This is a genomic window from Streptomyces sp. NBC_01775 (genome assembly GCF_035917675.1).
Lineage (GTDB): Bacteria > Actinomycetota > Actinomycetes > Streptomycetales > Streptomycetaceae > Streptomyces.
Genome location: NZ_CP109104.1, coordinates 3397030 through 3413487 on the forward strand (window position 1 = coordinate 3397030; position 16458 = coordinate 3413487).

General features: G+C 69.2%; 15 protein-coding genes. 6 read left to right on the forward strand and 9 right to left on the reverse strand.

The features are described from left to right. Window positions 1–16 precede the first annotated feature (16 nt). Complete coding sequence (locus tag OHB04_RS15105) at window positions 17–1576, forward strand: glycosyl hydrolase (RefSeq protein ID WP_326688203.1); 1560 nt, start codon at window positions 17–19, stop codon at window positions 1574–1576. 186 nt (window positions 1577–1762) lie between these two features. On the opposite strand, the gene OHB04_RS41815 is transcribed toward OHB04_RS15105, so the two are convergent. Both OHB04_RS41815 and OHB04_RS15110 read right to left on the reverse strand, forming a co-directional pair. Next, window positions 1763–2167: an SGM_3592 family protein gene (locus tag OHB04_RS41815; protein ID WP_442814849.1), complete on the reverse strand. Its 405-nt coding sequence runs from the start codon at window positions 2165–2167 to the stop codon at window positions 1763–1765. A gap of 382 nt (window positions 2168–2549) precedes the next feature. Beyond that, window positions 2550–3287 (reverse strand): SDR family oxidoreductase, encoded by a 738-nt coding sequence (locus OHB04_RS15110; RefSeq protein WP_326688204.1) that lies wholly within the window; start codon window positions 3285–3287, stop codon window positions 2550–2552. A 93-nt stretch (window positions 3288–3380) separates the two neighbouring features. Between OHB04_RS15110 and OHB04_RS15115 the strand changes: the two genes are divergently transcribed. Beyond that, on the forward strand, window positions 3381–4253 hold the full coding sequence (locus tag OHB04_RS15115; protein ID WP_326807613.1) for a LysR family transcriptional regulator: 873 nt from the start codon (window positions 3381–3383) through the stop codon (window positions 4251–4253). Window positions 4254–4324: 71 nt separating this feature from the next. Here the strand turns inward: OHB04_RS15115 and OHB04_RS15120 are convergent, their stop codons facing one another. Further along, complete coding sequence (locus OHB04_RS15120) at window positions 4325–4843, reverse strand: Lrp/AsnC family transcriptional regulator (protein WP_326688206.1); 519 nt, start codon at window positions 4841–4843, stop codon at window positions 4325–4327. A gap of 216 nt (window positions 4844–5059) precedes the next feature. Between OHB04_RS15120 and OHB04_RS15125 the strand changes: the two genes are divergently transcribed. Together OHB04_RS15125 and OHB04_RS15130 are read left to right on the forward strand one after the other, a co-directional pair. Next, window positions 5060–5713 carry an EamA family transporter gene (locus OHB04_RS15125; protein WP_326807614.1) on the forward strand — a complete coding sequence of 218 codons (654 nt, stop codon included), beginning with the start codon at window positions 5060–5062 and terminating at the stop codon, window positions 5711–5713. Beyond that, the gene (locus OHB04_RS15130) at window positions 5653–6633 is read left to right on the forward strand and encodes an aldo/keto reductase (RefSeq protein ID WP_326807615.1); all 981 of its coding nucleotides are present in this window, start codon (window positions 5653–5655) and stop codon (window positions 6631–6633) included. The genes OHB04_RS15125 and OHB04_RS15130 overlap by 61 nt, the downstream gene beginning before the upstream one ends. Before the next feature lie 151 nt (window positions 6634–6784). Here OHB04_RS15130 and OHB04_RS15135 read toward each other — a convergent pair whose 3' ends face one another. Further along, window positions 6785–7093, reverse strand: coding sequence for a hypothetical protein (locus tag OHB04_RS15135; protein ID WP_326688209.1), 309 nt, complete (start codon window positions 7091–7093; stop codon window positions 6785–6787). Between the two features lie 90 nt (window positions 7094–7183). Here OHB04_RS15135 and OHB04_RS15140 point away from each other — a divergent pair, with 90 nt between their 5' ends. After that, on the forward strand, window positions 7184–7846 hold the full coding sequence (locus OHB04_RS15140; protein ID WP_326807616.1) for a winged helix-turn-helix domain-containing protein: 663 nt from the start codon (window positions 7184–7186) through the stop codon (window positions 7844–7846). A gap of 218 nt (window positions 7847–8064) precedes the next feature. Here OHB04_RS15140 and OHB04_RS15145 read toward each other — a convergent pair whose 3' ends face one another. The 4 genes from OHB04_RS15145 to OHB04_RS15160 all read right to left on the reverse strand — a co-directional run bounded on the left by OHB04_RS15145 (window position 8065) and on the right by OHB04_RS15160 (window position 13362). Next, the gene (locus OHB04_RS15145; RefSeq protein ID WP_326807617.1) at window positions 8065–9492 is read right to left on the reverse strand and encodes a S28 family serine protease; all 1428 of its coding nucleotides are present in this window, start codon (window positions 9490–9492) and stop codon (window positions 8065–8067) included. Window positions 9493–10224: 732 nt separating this feature from the next. Then, on the reverse strand, window positions 10225–11208 hold the full coding sequence (locus OHB04_RS15150; RefSeq protein ID WP_326688212.1) for a hypothetical protein: 984 nt from the start codon (window positions 11206–11208) through the stop codon (window positions 10225–10227). After that, window positions 11205–12458, reverse strand: coding sequence for a glycosyltransferase family 4 protein (locus OHB04_RS15155; RefSeq protein WP_326688213.1), 1254 nt, complete (start codon window positions 12456–12458; stop codon window positions 11205–11207). The genes OHB04_RS15150 and OHB04_RS15155 overlap by 4 nt, the downstream gene beginning before the upstream one ends. Window positions 12459–12639: 181 nt before the next feature. After that, on the reverse strand, window positions 12640–13362 hold the full coding sequence (locus OHB04_RS15160) for a DUF4232 domain-containing protein (RefSeq protein ID WP_326688214.1): 723 nt from the start codon (window positions 13360–13362) through the stop codon (window positions 12640–12642). 579 nt (window positions 13363–13941) lie between these two features. Here OHB04_RS15160 and OHB04_RS15165 point away from each other — a divergent pair. Continuing rightward, complete coding sequence (locus tag OHB04_RS15165; protein ID WP_326688215.1) at window positions 13942–15294, forward strand: APC family permease; 1353 nt, start codon at window positions 13942–13944, stop codon at window positions 15292–15294. Between the two features lie 84 nt (window positions 15295–15378). Here the strand turns inward: OHB04_RS15165 and OHB04_RS15170 are convergent, their stop codons facing one another. Beyond that, window positions 15379–16209 (reverse strand): hypothetical protein, encoded by an 831-nt coding sequence (locus OHB04_RS15170; RefSeq protein ID WP_326688216.1) that lies wholly within the window; start codon window positions 16207–16209, stop codon window positions 15379–15381. Window positions 16210–16458: the final 249 nt, after the last annotated feature.

The following is a 16458-nucleotide window of genomic DNA, read 5'->3' on the forward strand; positions in this document are numbered from 1 at the left end:
CGCCGGCGTATCGGCCATGACCTCGGCGGAGTTCCAGGGGCCCTCCGACAACCGCCAGGACCGCATCACCGGGGCGGCGTCCGCCGGTGACGCCGAGCACACCGTCACCCTGCGGAACAAGACGGCGAACCGCATCTGGGTCGGGGCCACCGTCAACGCCGACGGCTCGGCCCCGCTCACCGGATTGCCGACACTGGACCCAGGGCAGTCCGCCAAGATCCCCGTCCCCGAGCGTTCGGGCGCCAAGCACTGGCGCGGCAAGTTCTTCGCCCGCGAGGGCTGCACCGGGAAGGAGGGCAGCACGTTCCACTGTGCCGTGGGCGACTGCGGACCGTACGCCGACCGCTGCTCCACCGGCGAACAGCCCGCCAGCCTCGCCGAGTTCAATTTCGACACGGCCGACAAGATGGCACCTTGGTACAACGTCAGCTACGTCAACGCCGTCTCGGCTCCGATCACCATCACCCCCGACGGGGTGACCCCGCCCGAGAACGGCGGGGAGTGCGCCTCGGTGGGCTGCCCCACCGACCTGCTGGCCCACTGCCCGTCCGAGAACCTGACCAAGGACAAGAAGACGGGCAAGCCGCAGGTATGCGTCAACCCGAACCGGGACGCGAGGACCGCCTACAGCGAAGCGCTCAAAAAGCAGTGCCCCACGGCGTACTCCTGGTCCAAGCACGACACCGAGAAGGGCAACCAGGTCGTACGCCAGTGCAGCAAGTGCAAGGGCCTGACCGTCACCTTCCACGGCACCGGCGACGCCGAGAAGCCCGCCCCCAACCCGCCCCCCGGCAACGGCGACAAGCCCGGCAACGGCAACGAGCCCGGCCACGGCGATGACCCCACGCCCACGCACCGCAAGGGCGTGGCGCTCAACCCCGTCGACGGCGCCGCCCCGGCGCTGAAGAACTCGGGCGCCTCCTGGTACCACAACTGGGCCTCCTCAAGCGGCCCGATCGCCAAGCCGGAGGGAGTCGAGTACGTCCCGACGATCTGGGGTCCCGACTCGGTCACCGACGACGAGCTGAACAAGGCCGCGAAGGAGGGCAAGAGTCTCCTGGGCTTCAACGAGCCCGACTTGCCCCAGCAGGCCGACATGCCGCCGGAGCAGGCTCTGGATCTGTGGCCCCGGCTGGAGAAGACCGGCCTGAACCTGGGCGCCCCGGCGGTCGCTTTCGACGCGGACAAGCCCGGCAGCTGGCTGGACCGCTTCATGAAGGGTGCCGAGAAGCGCGGCCTGCGCGTCGACTTCATCCCGGTGCACTGGTACGGCTCCGACTTCGGCCCCGGCGCCACCGACCAGCTGTCCAGCTATCTGAAGCGCATCCACGACCGGTACAAGAAGCCGGTCTGGCTGACCGAGTACGCCCTCACCGACTTCTCCAAGAAGACTCCCCGCTACCCGAACGAGCAGGAGCAGACCGCCTTCATCAAATCCTCGACGAAGATGCTGAACAGCCTGGACTTCGTAAAGCGCTACGCGTGGTTCGCCCTCTCGACCCAGACCGGCCCGACCGGTCTCTACAACGGCAGCAACGCGAACGAGAGCGGGAAGATCTACCGCGACGTTCGCTGACCATCCGCATCTGCCTGTGCTGAGCGGCCCCCAGGCCGTCTCCAGAGGCTGCCACCTTCGCCGGCGGCGGACTCGCCGTGCCCTCCCTGGGCACGGCGAGTCGATGGCCGGGGTGCCACCCCAGCCCGCCACGGGGTCAGGAGTCGTGAGTCAGGGGTCAGGGGGTCAGTCACCTTTTCCCCGGCGTCAGTCTCCGGGCTTGCGCCGCCAAGGCCAGTGCCGGCGTCGTCTTCTCCGGCTGTGGCCGCCCTGCCGGGCGCGACTCCAGAACCAGCCGGCCGGGGGCTCGTCGGAACGCCACGGCTCACGCTCCGGATACCCCTCTTTTCTCCACCGGGCGGCCAGCTGTCGAGTCCGGGCTGCCGGCTCGGTCACGTCCGCCGCTCGGATGAACGCTTCGTCGAATTCGACGGAGTCCGCGTCGTTCGTGGCCGAGGAATCCGGGTCGGCCGCACTCTCCGGTTCACCCGTCCCGGGCTCCCGAAGCCCCTCCCCAGGGGCAGCGACGTCTTCGGGCTCTCTCCCGTTACGGGGTTCGCGGCTGCCCTTTTCACCGTCCGGCTCTCCGGCTCGGCCGCCTCCGCTGTTCATGGCCCATACGCCTCCTCTTCCCTTCCCAGGCTAAAGGGGGTGCTTTCGGTGACTTCCCGAGCACGGTGAGAAACAGCTGAGAATTATCGGACTGTGGAGCAGGAATACCTCTGCGTCATCAATGCGGCTTTCCGAGCGCTTCGCCGCGGCCCGGGGCTCGGCTCGACCGCCTGAACAAGCTCACGCCTGCCTCGGGTGAGCGCGTCACGGCGAGGCGAACATGGCCGCCGTCGACCGCTGACCACCGTCGCAGGCTCCCACGAACTGGGCGGCAACCTGGCCTCTACAACGAATTCGAAGCCCCCGGCGCCCGTCTCCCCCTGCTGGAACCGGCGCGTACGCGCGCTCTCATCGAGCACGCATGCTCATGAGAGGTTCGGGGTCACCAGGGGACGACGCCGTCGTCCTCGAAGAACGAACCGGTCGGGCCGCCGTCGGGCAGCGTGGCGAGACGGATCGCTGTGGCTGCGCCCTGCTCAGGGGTGCGGGGCGCCTGGAAGCCGGTGAAGCCGGTCGCGACCAGGCCCGGGCAGGCGGCGTTGATCAGGATGTCCGTATCGGCGAACTGCCGGGCGTACTGCACGGTGACGGCGTTGAGGAACGACTTCGACGGCGCGTAGGCCGCCATGACGGGGCCGATCTCGATGTCCGGGTCCGCCTGCCTGGCCAGGGACCCGACGGCACTGGAGACGTTGACGATGCGTGGCGACGTCGAGCGCCGCAGCAGCGGCAGCATCGCGTTGGTCACCCGGATGACACCGAGGACGTTGGTCTCCACGACCGTGCGGACCACGTCGAGGTCGAGCGTGGTCGGGTCCTGCGTCCACCCCGGGCCCATCTCGCCTGAGATGCCGGCGTTGTTGACCAGGACGTCCAGGCGCCCGGCCTGCCGTTCGACCAGTTCCGCGGCCTCGGTGACGCTCTGGTCGCCGGTCACGTCCAGCGGCACCCCGAACGCGTCCACCCCGGCGGCGCGCAGCTTCTCGACGGAGGTCTCGCGCCGGGCCTCGTCGCGGGCTCCCACGCCCACGCGGTATCCGAGAGCCCCCAGCCCGGCCGCGATCTCGTACCCGATTCCCTTGTTCGCGCCGGTCACCAGCGCGCTCTTCGCTTCGCTCATGCCGTCGATGCTCACTCGCGGACGAGCGATGCAGCCAACACCGGTACGGTGCGCTGTCATACCCGGCAGGTATCACTGACGTATGGTCTGCCCATGGACGCCTTGGAGACCCGCGAGTTGAGGTACTTCACGGCCGTCGCCGAGGAGCTGCACTTCGGCCGCGCCGCCGAGCGCCTCGGCATGGCCCAGCCGCCGCTGTCCCGGGCGATCCAGCAGCTGGAGCGGCGCCTCGGCGTCACCCTGCTGGAACGCGACCGCCGCGGCGTCTCCCTGACCGGCGCCGGTCAGGTGCTGCTGCACGAGGGCCGCGCGGCCCTCGACGCGACCACCGCTGCCGCTCGCCGCACCCGTCGCGCCGGTGGCGCCGGTGGCGCCGACAGTCCGGGCGGTTCCCGCAACCGCTTGGTGCTTGCAGTGAAGGCCGCCGCGTCTCACGAGCTGCTACAGAAGCTCCTCGACGCCTACGCGGCCGAGCCCGACGCCGCCGAAATCGAGGTGCTGCCGAGCGGCACGTGTGAGCAGGAAGAAATGCTGCGCGACGGCCGCGCCGATGTGGCGCTCATGCACACGCCGTTCAACTCCCTCGCCGGGTTCGACAGCGAGGAACTGCTGACCGAGGGGCAGGTCGCCATCCTGCCGGCCGGGCACCCCCTCGCCGCGCGCGAGACTCTGTCCCTGGCCGACGTCAGCGACGTCCCCGATCTTCCGCTCGCCCGCTGGCCCCGCCACGGCACGTACCCACCCGGTCCGGGCCCCGAGATCCACGACCAGACGCAACTGGCCCAGCTGATCGCCCTCGGACGCACCATGGCCCTCTTCCCCGACTCCGCCCGCGCCTGGCTATGGGCCGAGCACACCGCCGTCCCCCTGGCCGACGCACCCCCCGTCGTCACCCACATCGCCTGGCCCCCGCACAGCCGCTCCCTCGCCCTCGCCGGGCTGATCCGCACGGCCACGCGGCTGTGAAGCGCGGGACCGTCCCCGGCGGGGCCGGGCCTGGAACTCCGGCGGGGCCGGGCCTGGAACATGAGGGCGGGCTACGGCAGGACCGGGCGCGGCGGCACGGGCGTGGAGACGACCAGCGAGCTGGTGGTCTGCCCGTGCAGCAGGAACCGGTCGAGAACGGATTCGAGGTCGCTCAGCTCCGGCACGTGCACCTTGAACAGGAAACAGTCCTCGCCGGATATCCGGTGGCACTCGCTCACCTCGGGTGTCCGTTCGGCGAGTTCGGTGATGCGGGACATCTGGCCGGGGCCGGGACGCAGCCTGATCCAGGCCGCGATGGGGCGGCCGAGCGCTGTGGGGTCCACGTCGAGCCGGTAGCCCCGGATGACCCCCGCCTCCTCCAGCCGCCGTATGCGGTCCCGCACTGTGGGGGCGGAGACGCCGAGCTCGCGGGCGAGCTCTGAGGCACCCCGCCGGGGGTCGGCGGCCAGCAGGTGCAGGAGGCGTCCGCTCAGCTCATCGACGGCAGCTGCTCCTGCTCCTGCTCCTGCGGGAGTGGCCGTGGCCGCGCCCGATGGCCGTTTTCCGTTCTGAAAGTGACCGCTGGTCATCGCTTTCCCTCCCGCAGACAGGACGCACGCCCGGCCTTCAATCATCGATGGCTCTGTGCGCTGCTGATTTCTAGGTTAGAGGGCATGCAGAACCCCAACACGGGAGCCGCTCGCGCGAAGGGCTCCGTACCCGCCGGACAGGCCGCGTGCACGCCGCGTGGCCCGGACACGCCGCGTGGCCCGGACACGCCGCGTGGCCCGCGCACGCCGCGTGCCGTGCGCGTGCGACGCGTGCCGCCGCACGCCTACTTCGTCATCAGCGCGGTCTTCCACTACCTCGGCCCGGCCTTCGCCGTTCTGCTGTTCGCGCGTGTACAGCCGCTGGGCGTCGCCTGGCTGCGGATCGTGACGGCCGCCGCCGTGTTCGCGGTGTGGCGGCGGCCTTGGCGGAGGTGGCGGTCCGCCGACCGCGCGACCAGGCGTTCGCTGCCGGTCTGGGGCGCGCTGCTGGCGGTGATGAACTCAAGCTTCTATCTCGCCCTCGACAGGCTGCCGTTGGGCACCGTCGCCGCGATCGAGTTCCTGCCGGTGATCGCCCTCGCGACGGTCGCGGTGCGGAGCATGCGCAACCTGCTGGCGCTGGTCACGGCGGTCGCCGGGGTGTATCTGCTGACCGACGTGCACCTGGCCGTCGAACCGCTCGGGCTGTTGTTCGCGACCGCGGGACGAAGCGGCCCGTGCGCCGCCGGCTCCCCCGCCCGGCCCCGAGGACGGCGGCCCCCACCGGCGTTCGCAGTACACCCGGCCCCGGCCCCGGTGTCGCCACCCGACCCGCTGCCGACAGCATCCGACAGGACGAGGACCACGACATGGACTACACCCGGCTGGGCACCACCGGCCTCACCGTCTCCCGCATCTGCCTGGGGATGATGAGCTACGGCAACACCTCCGAACGCGCCTGGCACCTCGACGAGGCAGCGGCGGAACCGCTCGTACGGCGCGCGGTCGAGGCCGGTATCACCTTCTTCGACACCGCCGACGTGTACGACGACGGCGTCAGCGAGGAGCTGACCGGCCGCATGCTGCGCAGGCTCTTCCCCGACCGCGAGGCGTACGTACTGGCGACGAAGGTCTACTTCCCCATGGGCCCCTCCCCCAACGACCGCGGCCTGTCCCGGAAGCACATCATGGCCGCCGTCGACGCCTCCCTGCGCAGGCTCGGCACGGACTACGTCGACCTGTACCAGATCCACCGCTGGGACTACGCCACACCCATCGAGGAGACGATGGAGGCGTTGCACGACGTGGTGCGCGCCGGCAAAGCCCGCTATCTCGGGGCTTCGGCCATGTACGCCTGGCAGTTCGCGAAGGCACAGCAGATCGCGCGCGAGGCGGGCTGGACCCGGTTCGTATCAATGCAGAACCACTACAACCTCGTCTACCGGGAGGAGGAGCGGGAGATGCTCCCGCTCTGCGCCGACCAGGGTGTCGGCGTGATCCCGTACAGTCCGCTGGCACGCGGGCTGCTGGCGGGCGGGCGCGAGCGCGACGGCGCGCGGCACACCCTACGGGCGGGCGACGACCCGCTGGCCGACGCGATGTACGAGGACGCCGACTTCGACGTGGTCGACGCCGTCCGCGCACTCGCCGCCGAACGGGGCGTGCCCGCCGCGCGGATCGCCCTGGCCTGGCTGCTGGGCAACCCCGCCGTGAGCGCCCCGGTGGTGGGCGCGACGAAGGCCGCCCACCTGGAGGACGCGCTCGCGGCGGTCGACGTCGACCTGAGCGACGGCGAACGCGAGCGGCTGGAGGCGCCGTACCGCCCGCACCGCGTCCTCGGCCACACCTGAGCCCGCCTGGGCGGTCGCCGGGGGCGGACGCAGCCGCCTCGTTGGGGCTCGTGGCCCCCCTTCCTTGCCCTGGCGCACCTCTCGCCCTGTGCCCAGGCTCAGCCCCCCGGGCCCGGACCGGCGTGCGGTCCGGGCCATTTGCGGGGTCGGGTCAGGGCCTCTCGCCCTGGTCCTGCTCGGCGCCCTCGACCTCATTGGTGACCTGGGCGTGGTTGCCGAGGATCTTCGTGACGAGGTCACCCGCCTCCACGGACTTGTCCAGCTGCGACGTCTTCACGCCCTTGGAGTCCTTCACGCTGGTGTAGCCGAGGTCCCCCGGGCCGCTTTCGCGGAACGACTGGGAGTGGTAGGACGGCCCGACGTTGATGAAGTTGATGTCAGCCATGGCAGCCGGCGCGGAGAGACCACCGAGAGCGACGGTGAGACCAATCACGGCTGCGGCACGGGTGCTTCTCTTCATTACTGAGTCCTCCTCGTAGAGGTGCGTTTGTCCGTATGTAGGACAGTGGACTCATATGCTCTTTTGGGAACCTTTAATCAGTTTTTTACCATGATTCACCTGTCAGGCGGCACCCCTCGGCGTCATGCCCCCACCAACCACCCGCTTGACCTGCGAAATGCCGCCGACGCTCCCAGGCAGCGGCCATCCGCCTGGGAGCGTCGGCCGTGGCGGAGGATTCCTCGGCGACGGGGGTTGGGGTTCCGTCCTACCTGCCTGGTGGGTCGATCCTGCCTGGTGGGTCGATCGACCGGTACTTGGAGAACCAGGAACGGCCGTACCTGGGCTGATCAAGTCCGCTCCGTGACATCGGCACTGACATCAACGACGGCACACGGCACCCGCCAGCACCTCACCACGATCACTGTCCGAAGAGACGGTCACAGCCCTCACCACGGGCCCGTCCGAACCGGGCGGTCTCCAGGTTCCCTACGTGCTCCGGTACGTCACACACAGGAACCAGACCCCGGCGCCGGGACGCCCCGAGTCCGCAGGGCGTCGGACCACCCGCCGGGAGAAGCCGCGATCGGCCCCACCCGTCGCGCCCTGCCGGCCGACCTCGACGTTCCGCGCACCACCACCCAGCTCGCGGCCCTGCACCAGCTGAGCCCCTCGACCATCTCCTACCACCTCACCCAGCTGCACCGGGCGGGGCTGCTCACCCGCGCCCGGACCCGCGATTCCGTGTACTACCAGCGCGGCGGGACACCCTGACGGGCTCCCGCCGCCAGCGGTCACGCGGTGAGTGAGTGAGCCCTTTCAGCGCACCGGGCGCACCCGCCGGGCCACCGCGTGGGGGCGCGCAGTGGGACGCGGACGCGCACCTGGCGCGGCGGTGAGGACCCGGAGGAGAGCTACCGGTTGGCCGGCCCGTATCCGGGCTGCGTACAGCCCAAGGACACGGGGAACGCAGGCCTCGGGGGCGCGGACTGTCATGGACGCAGCTCCAGCATGTTCTTCTGGGGCTTGTCCAGCTTCTTGTCGTACGTCGTCAGCCGCTTCGGCTTCTTGTCCGGGTCGACGTCGAGGCCCGCGAATTTCATCACCATGCGGGTGGCGGCTGCCCGGTCGCCCTCTTGGAGAGTGGCGATATTCGCGCGGTGGTTCTGCCCGGGGGCCGTGAAGACGGCAGTTTCCTTGGTGTCCTTGCCCGGGCGGAACGGCTCGGCGCCCCAGGGGTCGTTCTGGCCGTAGATGTAGAGCATCTGCGAGGATTTGTCGCGCACCCAGCTGTCGATGTCTCGCATCGCCTTGTCGTCCTTGTTGAACTCCATCGGGATGTCACGCGGCACATAGGTGCGGGGCGTGTTCAGGCCCGGGTACTTGCGTACGTCGGCGAGGAGGGGCTCCTCATAACGGGGGGCTCCGAGCTGAGTGCCCGCCTGATAGTTGTACGGGGCATACGGAATCATGTCCTGGTCGGTTCCGGCGGCCCAGCCGCCGATGTCATCCGCCCACTTGTAGAGCGTGTCCGTAGAGGCGTCGGTGGAGGGCACCGTGTCGCACTGGCTGTCCAGGTGGGTCTGCCAGTAGCCCCAGACGAGATCCTGCCCGACCAGCTCGAACGCCTTGTCCGAGCTGCCGGCCATCTCGAACGTGTAGTCGTTCTCCTTGGCCCACTTCTCAAGCCGGGGGACCATCTCGTCCCGCCGGTCGAAGATCTCGTGCTGCACGGCGTTCAGCTTGTCGCGGCACTCCTTGGAGCCGACCTTCTTGAAGAACTCGTAGTAGGCGGAGTTCTCCTCCAGGCGGACGTTGTTGGGAGCGACGTAGGGGACGGTGCCGTCCATGTCGTCCGGGAAGAAGCGTCGGTAATAGGTCGCGGTCATGCCGCCCTTGCTGCCGCCGGTCGCGATCCAGTTCTTGTTGTAGATCTGCTGGAGGGCCTGGTGAATCCGGTGCTGGTCACTGGCCGCCTGCCAGATGGTGAGCTTCGACCAGTCGGCGGGCTCCGGCCTGGAAGGAGTGAAGAAGCGGTATTCCATGGAGACCTGGTTGCCATCCGTCAGCTGTGTCGGCTCACTGCGGCTGGGGGTGGTGTTGAGGAAGTAGCCGCCGGTGAAGAAGACAGTGGGACGGTTCGTGTCCTTGTGCAGGATGGAGATGCGCTGCTTGAACGTGCCCTTGCTGGGGTTCCGGTGATCCACCGGCTGTTCATAGTTGAGCAGGAAGAAGCGGTATCCGTCGACGGGCTTCTCCTCGATGAGGCTCATCCCGGGCACCGCGAGGATGCGATCCTTGATGTCCCCGTCGGCGTCGACGTCGGCCTTGGCGGTGCCGGCCCCGGCGGTGGCGCTGCCGATACTGAAGGTGCTTATGAGCACCACCAAAGACAGCAACCATCTGAGCTTTTTACGCATTCACCCTCCACTTGCTTCGCCAATAAATCGTCGTGAACCATCGGCGCCCGACCGACCCCGCCAGGCCCTGACCGGCCAGGCGTCAAATCGGGGAACGCACATTGCCGGAAGGCGTCAACAACGCCTGTCATTAGCGGGAATTACTCTGCAAAGCGTGACTGGCCCCTCCACCCCACCGACGCCTCGCCGGCCACGGACCCGCGCGGGATGCCGCTGCTCTCCTTCCACCGAGCAGCGGAGGACAGCCCCCGGGAGCGGGCGGCCTCAGCTGTGGAAGCGGACCGAAGAGGCCACCGGACGGGCCCTTTTCCTGCTCGCAGAATTGCTGGGCCTTCCGGTACCGGACCGAGTGAAGCATCAACTCCGGTGAAGGTAAACAAGATTCGAAAGTGTACGATGGATTCGAAAGTGAGCGATCGAAACCGGCGAAGACTCAACCGGCATGCCGTCGGGTCTGCGGTCGCGCCGACGGTGTCGTCGAGCAGGTCGAAGTCCGCATCGGCGTCCTCCTCGGACGCCCTCGGAGCCGGCTTCCGGTCCAGGCCCCTACGCCGCATGCGTTCCCCGGTCAGCGCGTCCTCGGCGGTGCTGATGCTCTCGCTCTCGCCGGGCGAGGGACCGTGACGATCCAGCGGCACGCTGATCGCCTTCGCCTGCTTGCCCGGCGGGGAGCGAGACCGGTCGGCCCGCCCGTCTTCGCTGAGGTCTCCTTCGACGGGCCGCACATGCCTGTCACTCCGCCTGCACCGGGTCCTCGTAACTCACCTGCACCGAGAGATTGTTGTTGATCGTGTAGTACGGCCTCGCCGAGTGGACCGCACCCTCGGAGCTCTCCACTCGCTGCGCCGGGTAACTGAAGACTCGCTTCTTGTCCAGCACGTCGTCGAGTATCCGGGCGAGACGAACCGGCTCCTCGTCCGCGGAAGGCCGCAGCCACAGGTCCCACACCCGGCGCCCGGGCAGCAGGGAGCTGAGGGGCAGTTCGGCAGCGAAGCCGCGCACCGGGTGCCGTCCTTCGGCGCCGTACTCGGGTGCGGTCTCCAGGCTGGAGCCTTCCTCGCTGTCCAGGCGCACCGGTACGCGCACGGGCGACGCCGCTGAGCCGCGGGGACGCGCCTCCAGGCACGCGGTGGCTGAGAGTCGCGCACCGTAGAGCCTGCCTTGCAGCACCATGGCGCTGCCACCGAAGTGCAACGCCCCTGCCTCCGCATGCGGTCGGCGTAGCCACGCACGGACGGTGAGATTGCCGTGCTTGGTCGTGTAGGGGACCCGGACGCCGAGCCATGCGTGCGCGTCGAAAGGCACGCTGCCGGCAAGGGAGCGCAGGTCGTGCACCCCGGGCAGCAATCGTTGCGGCTCTTCGTCGGCAAGGGCGAGGTAGGCGTCCCAGCGCCCCTCCGGAAGCTGCGTGGTAGTGGGCAGCGTGGCGCGCAGCCTGCCGTCCGCCGCCGCCCGGGTGAGCGGCAGCCTGAGCGAGGCATCCGGGCCGTGATGGTGGCGCAGGCGCAGGAGCACGGCCGCGGGCTCCGGCACCTCGGGGGCCCGGACTTCCTTGGCGGTCTCGTCGAAGAGCCGCACTCCGAAGGTGAGCCCCCCGGCGCTGTCGGCCGTGCAGTCGGCGCGCGCGTGGTGGACGCTGCGACCGGGGGGAGAACCGACAGCTGACGGGGTTGCCACCGCTGCGCCGCGTGACGTGTCGAAGGAGTCCCGGATCATGCCCGTGCTCCTTCAAGGGCGTATCCCACTCCCCGCCGGACCGTTTCCCTGGCCGCGTACGCTCCGCCCAGGAGGGTGCCACGCGCTCGGTGAAGGGTGCCGGCCCGGCGGTTCACCAGCGAGGTCATCAGGTCCTCGTACCGGGCGGCCACCTGCGCGGGATCGAACCGCGCCGACGCGGTGAGCGCGGCTCTTCCCATCCCCGCACGGAGTTGCTCATCGTTGATGAGGCGGAGCAGCGCACCGGAAATCGCGCTCACATCGCCTGTGGGGACCAGGAGTCCGTCCGTGCCGTCGCGGAGGATCTCCTTCGGCCCGTGCGGGCAGTCGGTGGCCACGACCGGAAGACCGCACCGCATCGCCTCGACAATGGTCATGCCGAAGGATTCGAGGCTCGAAGTGACCGCGCAGATCGCTCCCTTCACCCATTCGGCCTCGATGGGATTCGCCGAGCCCATCAAGAACACGTGGTTGTACAGGCCGAGTTCGTCGATGAGATTCCTCAGCTTGTTCGCCTCGCGGCCGTGGCCGTAGATGCGCAGGCCCCAGTCGGGACGCTCGCGGACGACCTCGGCGAAGGCGCGTATGAGCACGTCGTACCGCTTGGCGGGGGCGAGCCGGCCCGCGGCGACGACCCACTTGCCGCTGCCGTCCGCGGGACTGACGTCCGGCTCGGGCACGCTGTTGGGCAGCGACTCGACGCGCACGCCGGGCAGCAGCAGGTTCCTGCGATAGTCGCGGGCGTCGGCTTCGGTCACCGTGGTGACCGCGTCCAGCCGGGGATAGGTGCGGCGCAGCAGGCGCTTCAGCCTCGCGGAATGCGTGGCCAGCGTGAGGTGCTCCTGCCCCAGACGCACGGTGCCACGGCGCGTCTGCCGGGCCACGTGCACGTTGAGTCCGGGCCGTGTACCGATGACGACGTCCGCCTCGGTGCTGCCCAGGTACTCACCGATCCGGCGGTCCGTCAACGCGCTGTGCTGGGAATACTGGCCGTCGGCGACGGGGAAGACCCGCGCGGGGCGGGCGTGTTCGGGATCGTCGCCTTCATAGGTCGGTCTGTGCCTGCGCATGTCGACCAGCGAGGTCAGCCGTACGCCGTTGCCCGGCTCGAAGAACGGCTTGTCCCGGTACCGGAAGACCGATACGACCTCTACGTCGTGCCGCTCGGCAAGCGCCTGCGCCAGATTGAAGGTGGTGCGGACCGTTCCGCCCATTCCGTAGGCGCTGAAGATCAAGAAGGAGATGCGCATTTACCTCACCCTACGTGTAAATTACACTTAACCACTCACTGGACGTCTTCCACCGCGGCGATTGCCGCAGTTGATTCAGACGGCTTCGCCCCGCTCTTCACCCGGCGGGCCTGCCGGGTGGCGGTATCCCGCAGGGGCGGATCTCCCGGCCGGGAGACACCCCTGCGGGTGTGGCGTGGACTTACTGCATCGCCAGCTCGGGGGTGGTGTTCCAGTAGGAGACGGCCGAGTTGTCGCTGAGGGCGAGACCGGCGCCGGGGGCGGTGAGGGTGGCGGTGTCGCCGGTGCCGTGCAGGCTGCGGTTGGCCAGCTCGACGGTCAGCTCCTTCTCGCGGTGCATGTTGGCGCCGTCGCCCTTCTCCAGGCTGAGCGAGGCGTAGGCCGACTTGCCCGGCTCCAGCGAGACCACGGCCTGGGGCTGGCCGCCACCCACCTTGATCGGCGACTGGGCCTCCGGGTAGCCCACGAACGGATAGCCGTACAGGTCGCAACGGGCACTGCCCTTGTTCGTCGCCTTCAGCAGAATCAGCGGCGCGCTGCCACCGGTCCGCTGGAGCCTGACCTGCACCGTGCCGACATCGCACGCGGACCGCTTCACACCCCCGGCCCCGGCCTCGCTCTTCACGTCCGCGCCCCCGTTGCCCCCCTTGCCCCCGTTGCCGCTCTGCGCACCGCCGCCGCCCGTGGAGCCCGAGCCGGTCGACCCCGAGCCCTTCGCGTCGGAGCCGGTCGAGCCCGAGTCCTTCGCCTGCGAGTCCTTCGACACCGCCGAGGAGGACGAGGAGCCGGCGTCGTCGTCCTTGCCGCCGCCCTCCTGGCAGGCGGTCAGCGAGAACGCGGCGGCGGCAGCGACGGCGAAAAGGCCGGCGGAACGGACGGTACGGCGAATGCGAGCGGTCTTCATGATGTCCCCCACGGATGTCGAATGCGGCACGGCCGCCCGCTTCCGCGGGGCGCCCCAGCCAGGTTCACTTGTCGGTACATTCACTGTGATGACGACCGGCTGGGGATTGTTCACGGGATTCTGTCCGCACCCTGTAACAGCCCGCCGCGGGGCTCTCCGTTGGTCCAGCCGTGGTGAGGCCTCGCATGCGCAGGCCGAGCGGCGACGAAGCCCCGCAAGTACATGCCGGAACCGGCCGCCGGGCGGGATTCCCTCATCGCGGGGGACGCCCCGGCGCTGCCGTGGTCAAGGTGACGGGTGCCAATACCCCCCGGTGGGAGGCCACACCGACCCTGCTGTCTAGGGTCACCAGCCAGGTGCCCTACCTACCGCTCCCCCGGAGAACCTCCTGATGGCGAGGGGCAAGGGCTTCGCCTCGTCCACCGGAAAGATCACCATCGAGGACTCTCCGACGGCAGCCGGGCCCTGAACCTCCGGGCCGCCCGGTCCCGGTAACGGCCGGCCCATGACGTCATCCATGGCCTGCCGTCCCGGACACCGCGAAGTTCCGGTCGCGGAAGTCCACAAGGAGTCAGCCTCATGTCCGACCTTGAGAACCAGACCGCTGAGCATGGCTCGCTCAGACGTTCCGTCCGGCTGATCGATGTCGTCATGCTGGGGGCGGGTACCGCGATCGGTGCGTCCGTCTTCACCGTGCTCGGGCCGGCCACGAACGCCGGTGGATCGGGAGTCCTCATCGCCACGGTCCTGGCCGCCGTACCGATGGCCGTGTTCGCCATCGTCTACGCGTTCATGTCCTCCACGATGCCCAGGACCGGAGCCTCGTACGAGTGGCAACACGCCTTCGTGAACCCGTTTTTGGGCTTCGTGGTCGTGTGGCTCCGCATCCTGGGGAGCGGGGCGGTCATGGTGCTCCTGGTCCGGGTGCTGGTCGAGTACCTGGGCATGGTGTGGCCCGGCTTGCCGGCCGCGCCCATCATGCTCGGCCTGTTCATCGCGGTCTTCGCGCTGAACTACTTCGGGGTCTCCGTCGCGGCGCGCGCACAGACCCTGCTGATGCTGCTTCTGCTGGCCGCCTTCGCGGTGTTCGTAGGTGCCGGCGCACCGAGGATCAGCACCGAGACCATCGGACCGGTGTTCCAGGGCTGGGGGCCGATCCTTGCGGCCCTACCGGTCCTCATCAGCTTGTTCCTCGGGATCGAGACCGCGACGGAGGTCGGAGAGGAGGTCGAGAACGCGGAACGTAACGTGCCCGTGGGCCTGGTCCTCGCCTTGTCGCTGACCTTGGTCGTCTACCTGTCCATCGTGGTGACGTCACTGGGCGTCGCCGGGCCGAGGGAACTCGCCGACAGCGACGCGCCGTTGCTGACGGCGGCCGAGCACACCCTGGGCGGGTGGGCGACGCCGCTCATCGTGAGCGCGGCCGTGCTGGCCATCGTCAAATCGCTCAACGCCTCCTTCCTCGTGTTCACGCGATTCCTGTACGCCATGGGCCGCAACGGCGCCCTTCCCGGCTTCATGGCACGCGTACATCCCCGCTGGGGGACGCCTCATGTGGCGACCATGGTGGCCTTCGGATTCGCGTCGCTGGGGCTGCTGCTGTCGAAGGAGATCCTGCCCCTCCTGCTCGCGGTGAACATCCCGGCGATGATGAAGTACTTCGGCACCTGCCTGGCCGGATTCAACGTGGTGCGCTCTCACCCGGATGTGTACGCACGGGCGAGGCTGCGCTTTCGCAAGGCATGGGTCACCACCGCCGCTGTGGCCGGCATGGTCGCCGCCGTGGTGATCACCGCCCTTGGCTGGGCCGCGGACTGGCGTCCCTACGCGGTGTGCGCGGCGTGGACAGCCCTCGGATTGGCCTATTGGTGGCTGCGCCGACGACGGTCGACCGATGGGTGGCGTTCTTCGGTGTCTCTTCCGGCGTCTTGACGGTGACCCGCTCGACACCCGCGTCGGTCGTTCGAGTTCGGCGAGGGGGCAGGGCCCTCGCGGACGGCGCGCACGCAGTGGCTCTCAGCGTTGTCCGCCGCCCTCCAGGCGGGCGAGGTCGGATTTGACGATGGTGGTGGTCACGAGGAGTTCGGTGATCAGGTTGTGGTTGAGCGCGTTGCCGACGGGCTGGGGGATTTCGTCTTCCATGAGCCCGGGCACCGTGCGGCTGAGCCTTGTCCGTACGCCGGCGACGACACGTGCCGCCCGCTTCCTGGTCCAGGTCTCCGCCGGGCGCAGCTCCGCCAGTTCGGCCGCGACCTCGGCCCAGGTAAGAGGCTGTGGCAGAGGGTCGTTGCGCAGATAGCGCTGGGCGAGGCAGATCACGACCAGCTTCTCGGTCGCGGTCAGGTCCCACCCATCGCCGTCGCAGGTGGCGGCCTCGCGCAATCCGTCGCCCCCCGCGCCGGGCGTCGGCGTGGCGATACGCACCTCCAGCAGGTGCTCCCGTTTCGGGGCGACGATGAACAGCGGGGTGAACCCGGACGAGAGCTCGACCCGGTCACCGCCCAGCACCAGGCGCGCCCCTGCCCCCGTCCCCGGGAGCCGGATGGGCAGCCGCCCGGTGTTGTTCAGCACCCAACGCGAGTACTCCCGCGTGATGTAGCCGTGCTTGCGGCTGACATGCGCGTCGTCCGGCGCGACACAGACATGGACTTCGGGCTCATTACGCCCGAACACGAGAGGGAAAGCGGCGTCGGGAGCCATGCTCATACCGCCGTTGACACCCATGACGAACAGAGTGCCGGGCTGCGTGGACGGAATACCGCGCGACAGGCTCCCGTAATCCTGCGGCAGCAGATTGACCTTGCTCGGTTTGACCTTGCTCGGTGGCCGCGACGGCGACAGCGTCATCTCTCCGCCTCCTGGTACCAGACGCTCAAGACCACGCTAGCCGTTTCTTCAGATGGACGGGAACGCCTTGGACCGGGCCGTCCCGTTCCGCCGTGCGGTCTGTTCCGGCGTGCGGTCCGATTCGGCGTCACGGTGAGGTCGGGTTCCGTGGGGTCGGGCTGCCCACTGGGGGCATGCCTGCCCCCCTGCGGCAGGCATGCCCCCAGCACTTCAGGCTTCCGGACTCATATATCTCGTACATGGGGATGG

What these genes read in the sequence shown, in the direction of transcription:
- OHB04_RS15105 (WP_326688203.1), top strand. Translation starts at nt 17, where the DNA reads ATGACCTCGGCGGAGTTCCAGGGGCCCTCCGACAACCGCCAGGACCGC.
- OHB04_RS41815 (WP_442814849.1), bottom strand. Translation starts at nt 2,167, where the DNA reads ATGAACAGCGGAGGCGGCCGAGCCGGAGAGCCGGACGGTGAAAAGGGC.
- OHB04_RS15110 (WP_326688204.1), bottom strand. Translation starts at nt 3,287, where the DNA reads ATGAGCGAAGCGAAGAGCGCGCTGGTGACCGGCGCGAACAAGGGAATC.
- OHB04_RS15115 (WP_326807613.1), top strand. Translation starts at nt 3,381, where the DNA reads ATGGACGCCTTGGAGACCCGCGAGTTGAGGTACTTCACGGCCGTCGCC.
- OHB04_RS15120 (WP_326688206.1), bottom strand. Translation starts at nt 4,843, where the DNA reads ATGACCAGCGGTCACTTTCAGAACGGAAAACGGCCATCGGGCGCGGCC.
- OHB04_RS15130 (WP_326807615.1), top strand. Translation starts at nt 5,653, where the DNA reads ATGGACTACACCCGGCTGGGCACCACCGGCCTCACCGTCTCCCGCATC.
- OHB04_RS15135 (WP_326688209.1), bottom strand. Translation starts at nt 7,093, where the DNA reads ATGAAGAGAAGCACCCGTGCCGCAGCCGTGATTGGTCTCACCGTCGCT.
- OHB04_RS15140 (WP_326807616.1), top strand. Translation starts at nt 7,184, where the DNA reads ATGATTCACCTGTCAGGCGGCACCCCTCGGCGTCATGCCCCCACCAAC.
- OHB04_RS15145 (WP_326807617.1), bottom strand. Translation starts at nt 9,492, where the DNA reads ATGCGTAAAAAGCTCAGATGGTTGCTGTCTTTGGTGGTGCTCATAAGC.
- OHB04_RS15150 (WP_326688212.1), bottom strand. Translation starts at nt 11,208, where the DNA reads ATGATCCGGGACTCCTTCGACACGTCACGCGGCGCAGCGGTGGCAACC.
- OHB04_RS15155 (WP_326688213.1), bottom strand. Translation starts at nt 12,458, where the DNA reads ATGCGCATCTCCTTCTTGATCTTCAGCGCCTACGGAATGGGCGGAACG.
- OHB04_RS15160 (WP_326688214.1), bottom strand. Translation starts at nt 13,362, where the DNA reads ATGAAGACCGCTCGCATTCGCCGTACCGTCCGTTCCGCCGGCCTTTTC.
- OHB04_RS15165 (WP_326688215.1), top strand. Translation starts at nt 13,942, where the DNA reads ATGTCCGACCTTGAGAACCAGACCGCTGAGCATGGCTCGCTCAGACGT.
- OHB04_RS15170 (WP_326688216.1), bottom strand. Translation starts at nt 16,209, where the DNA reads ATGACGCTGTCGCCGTCGCGGCCACCGAGCAAGGTCAAACCGAGCAAG.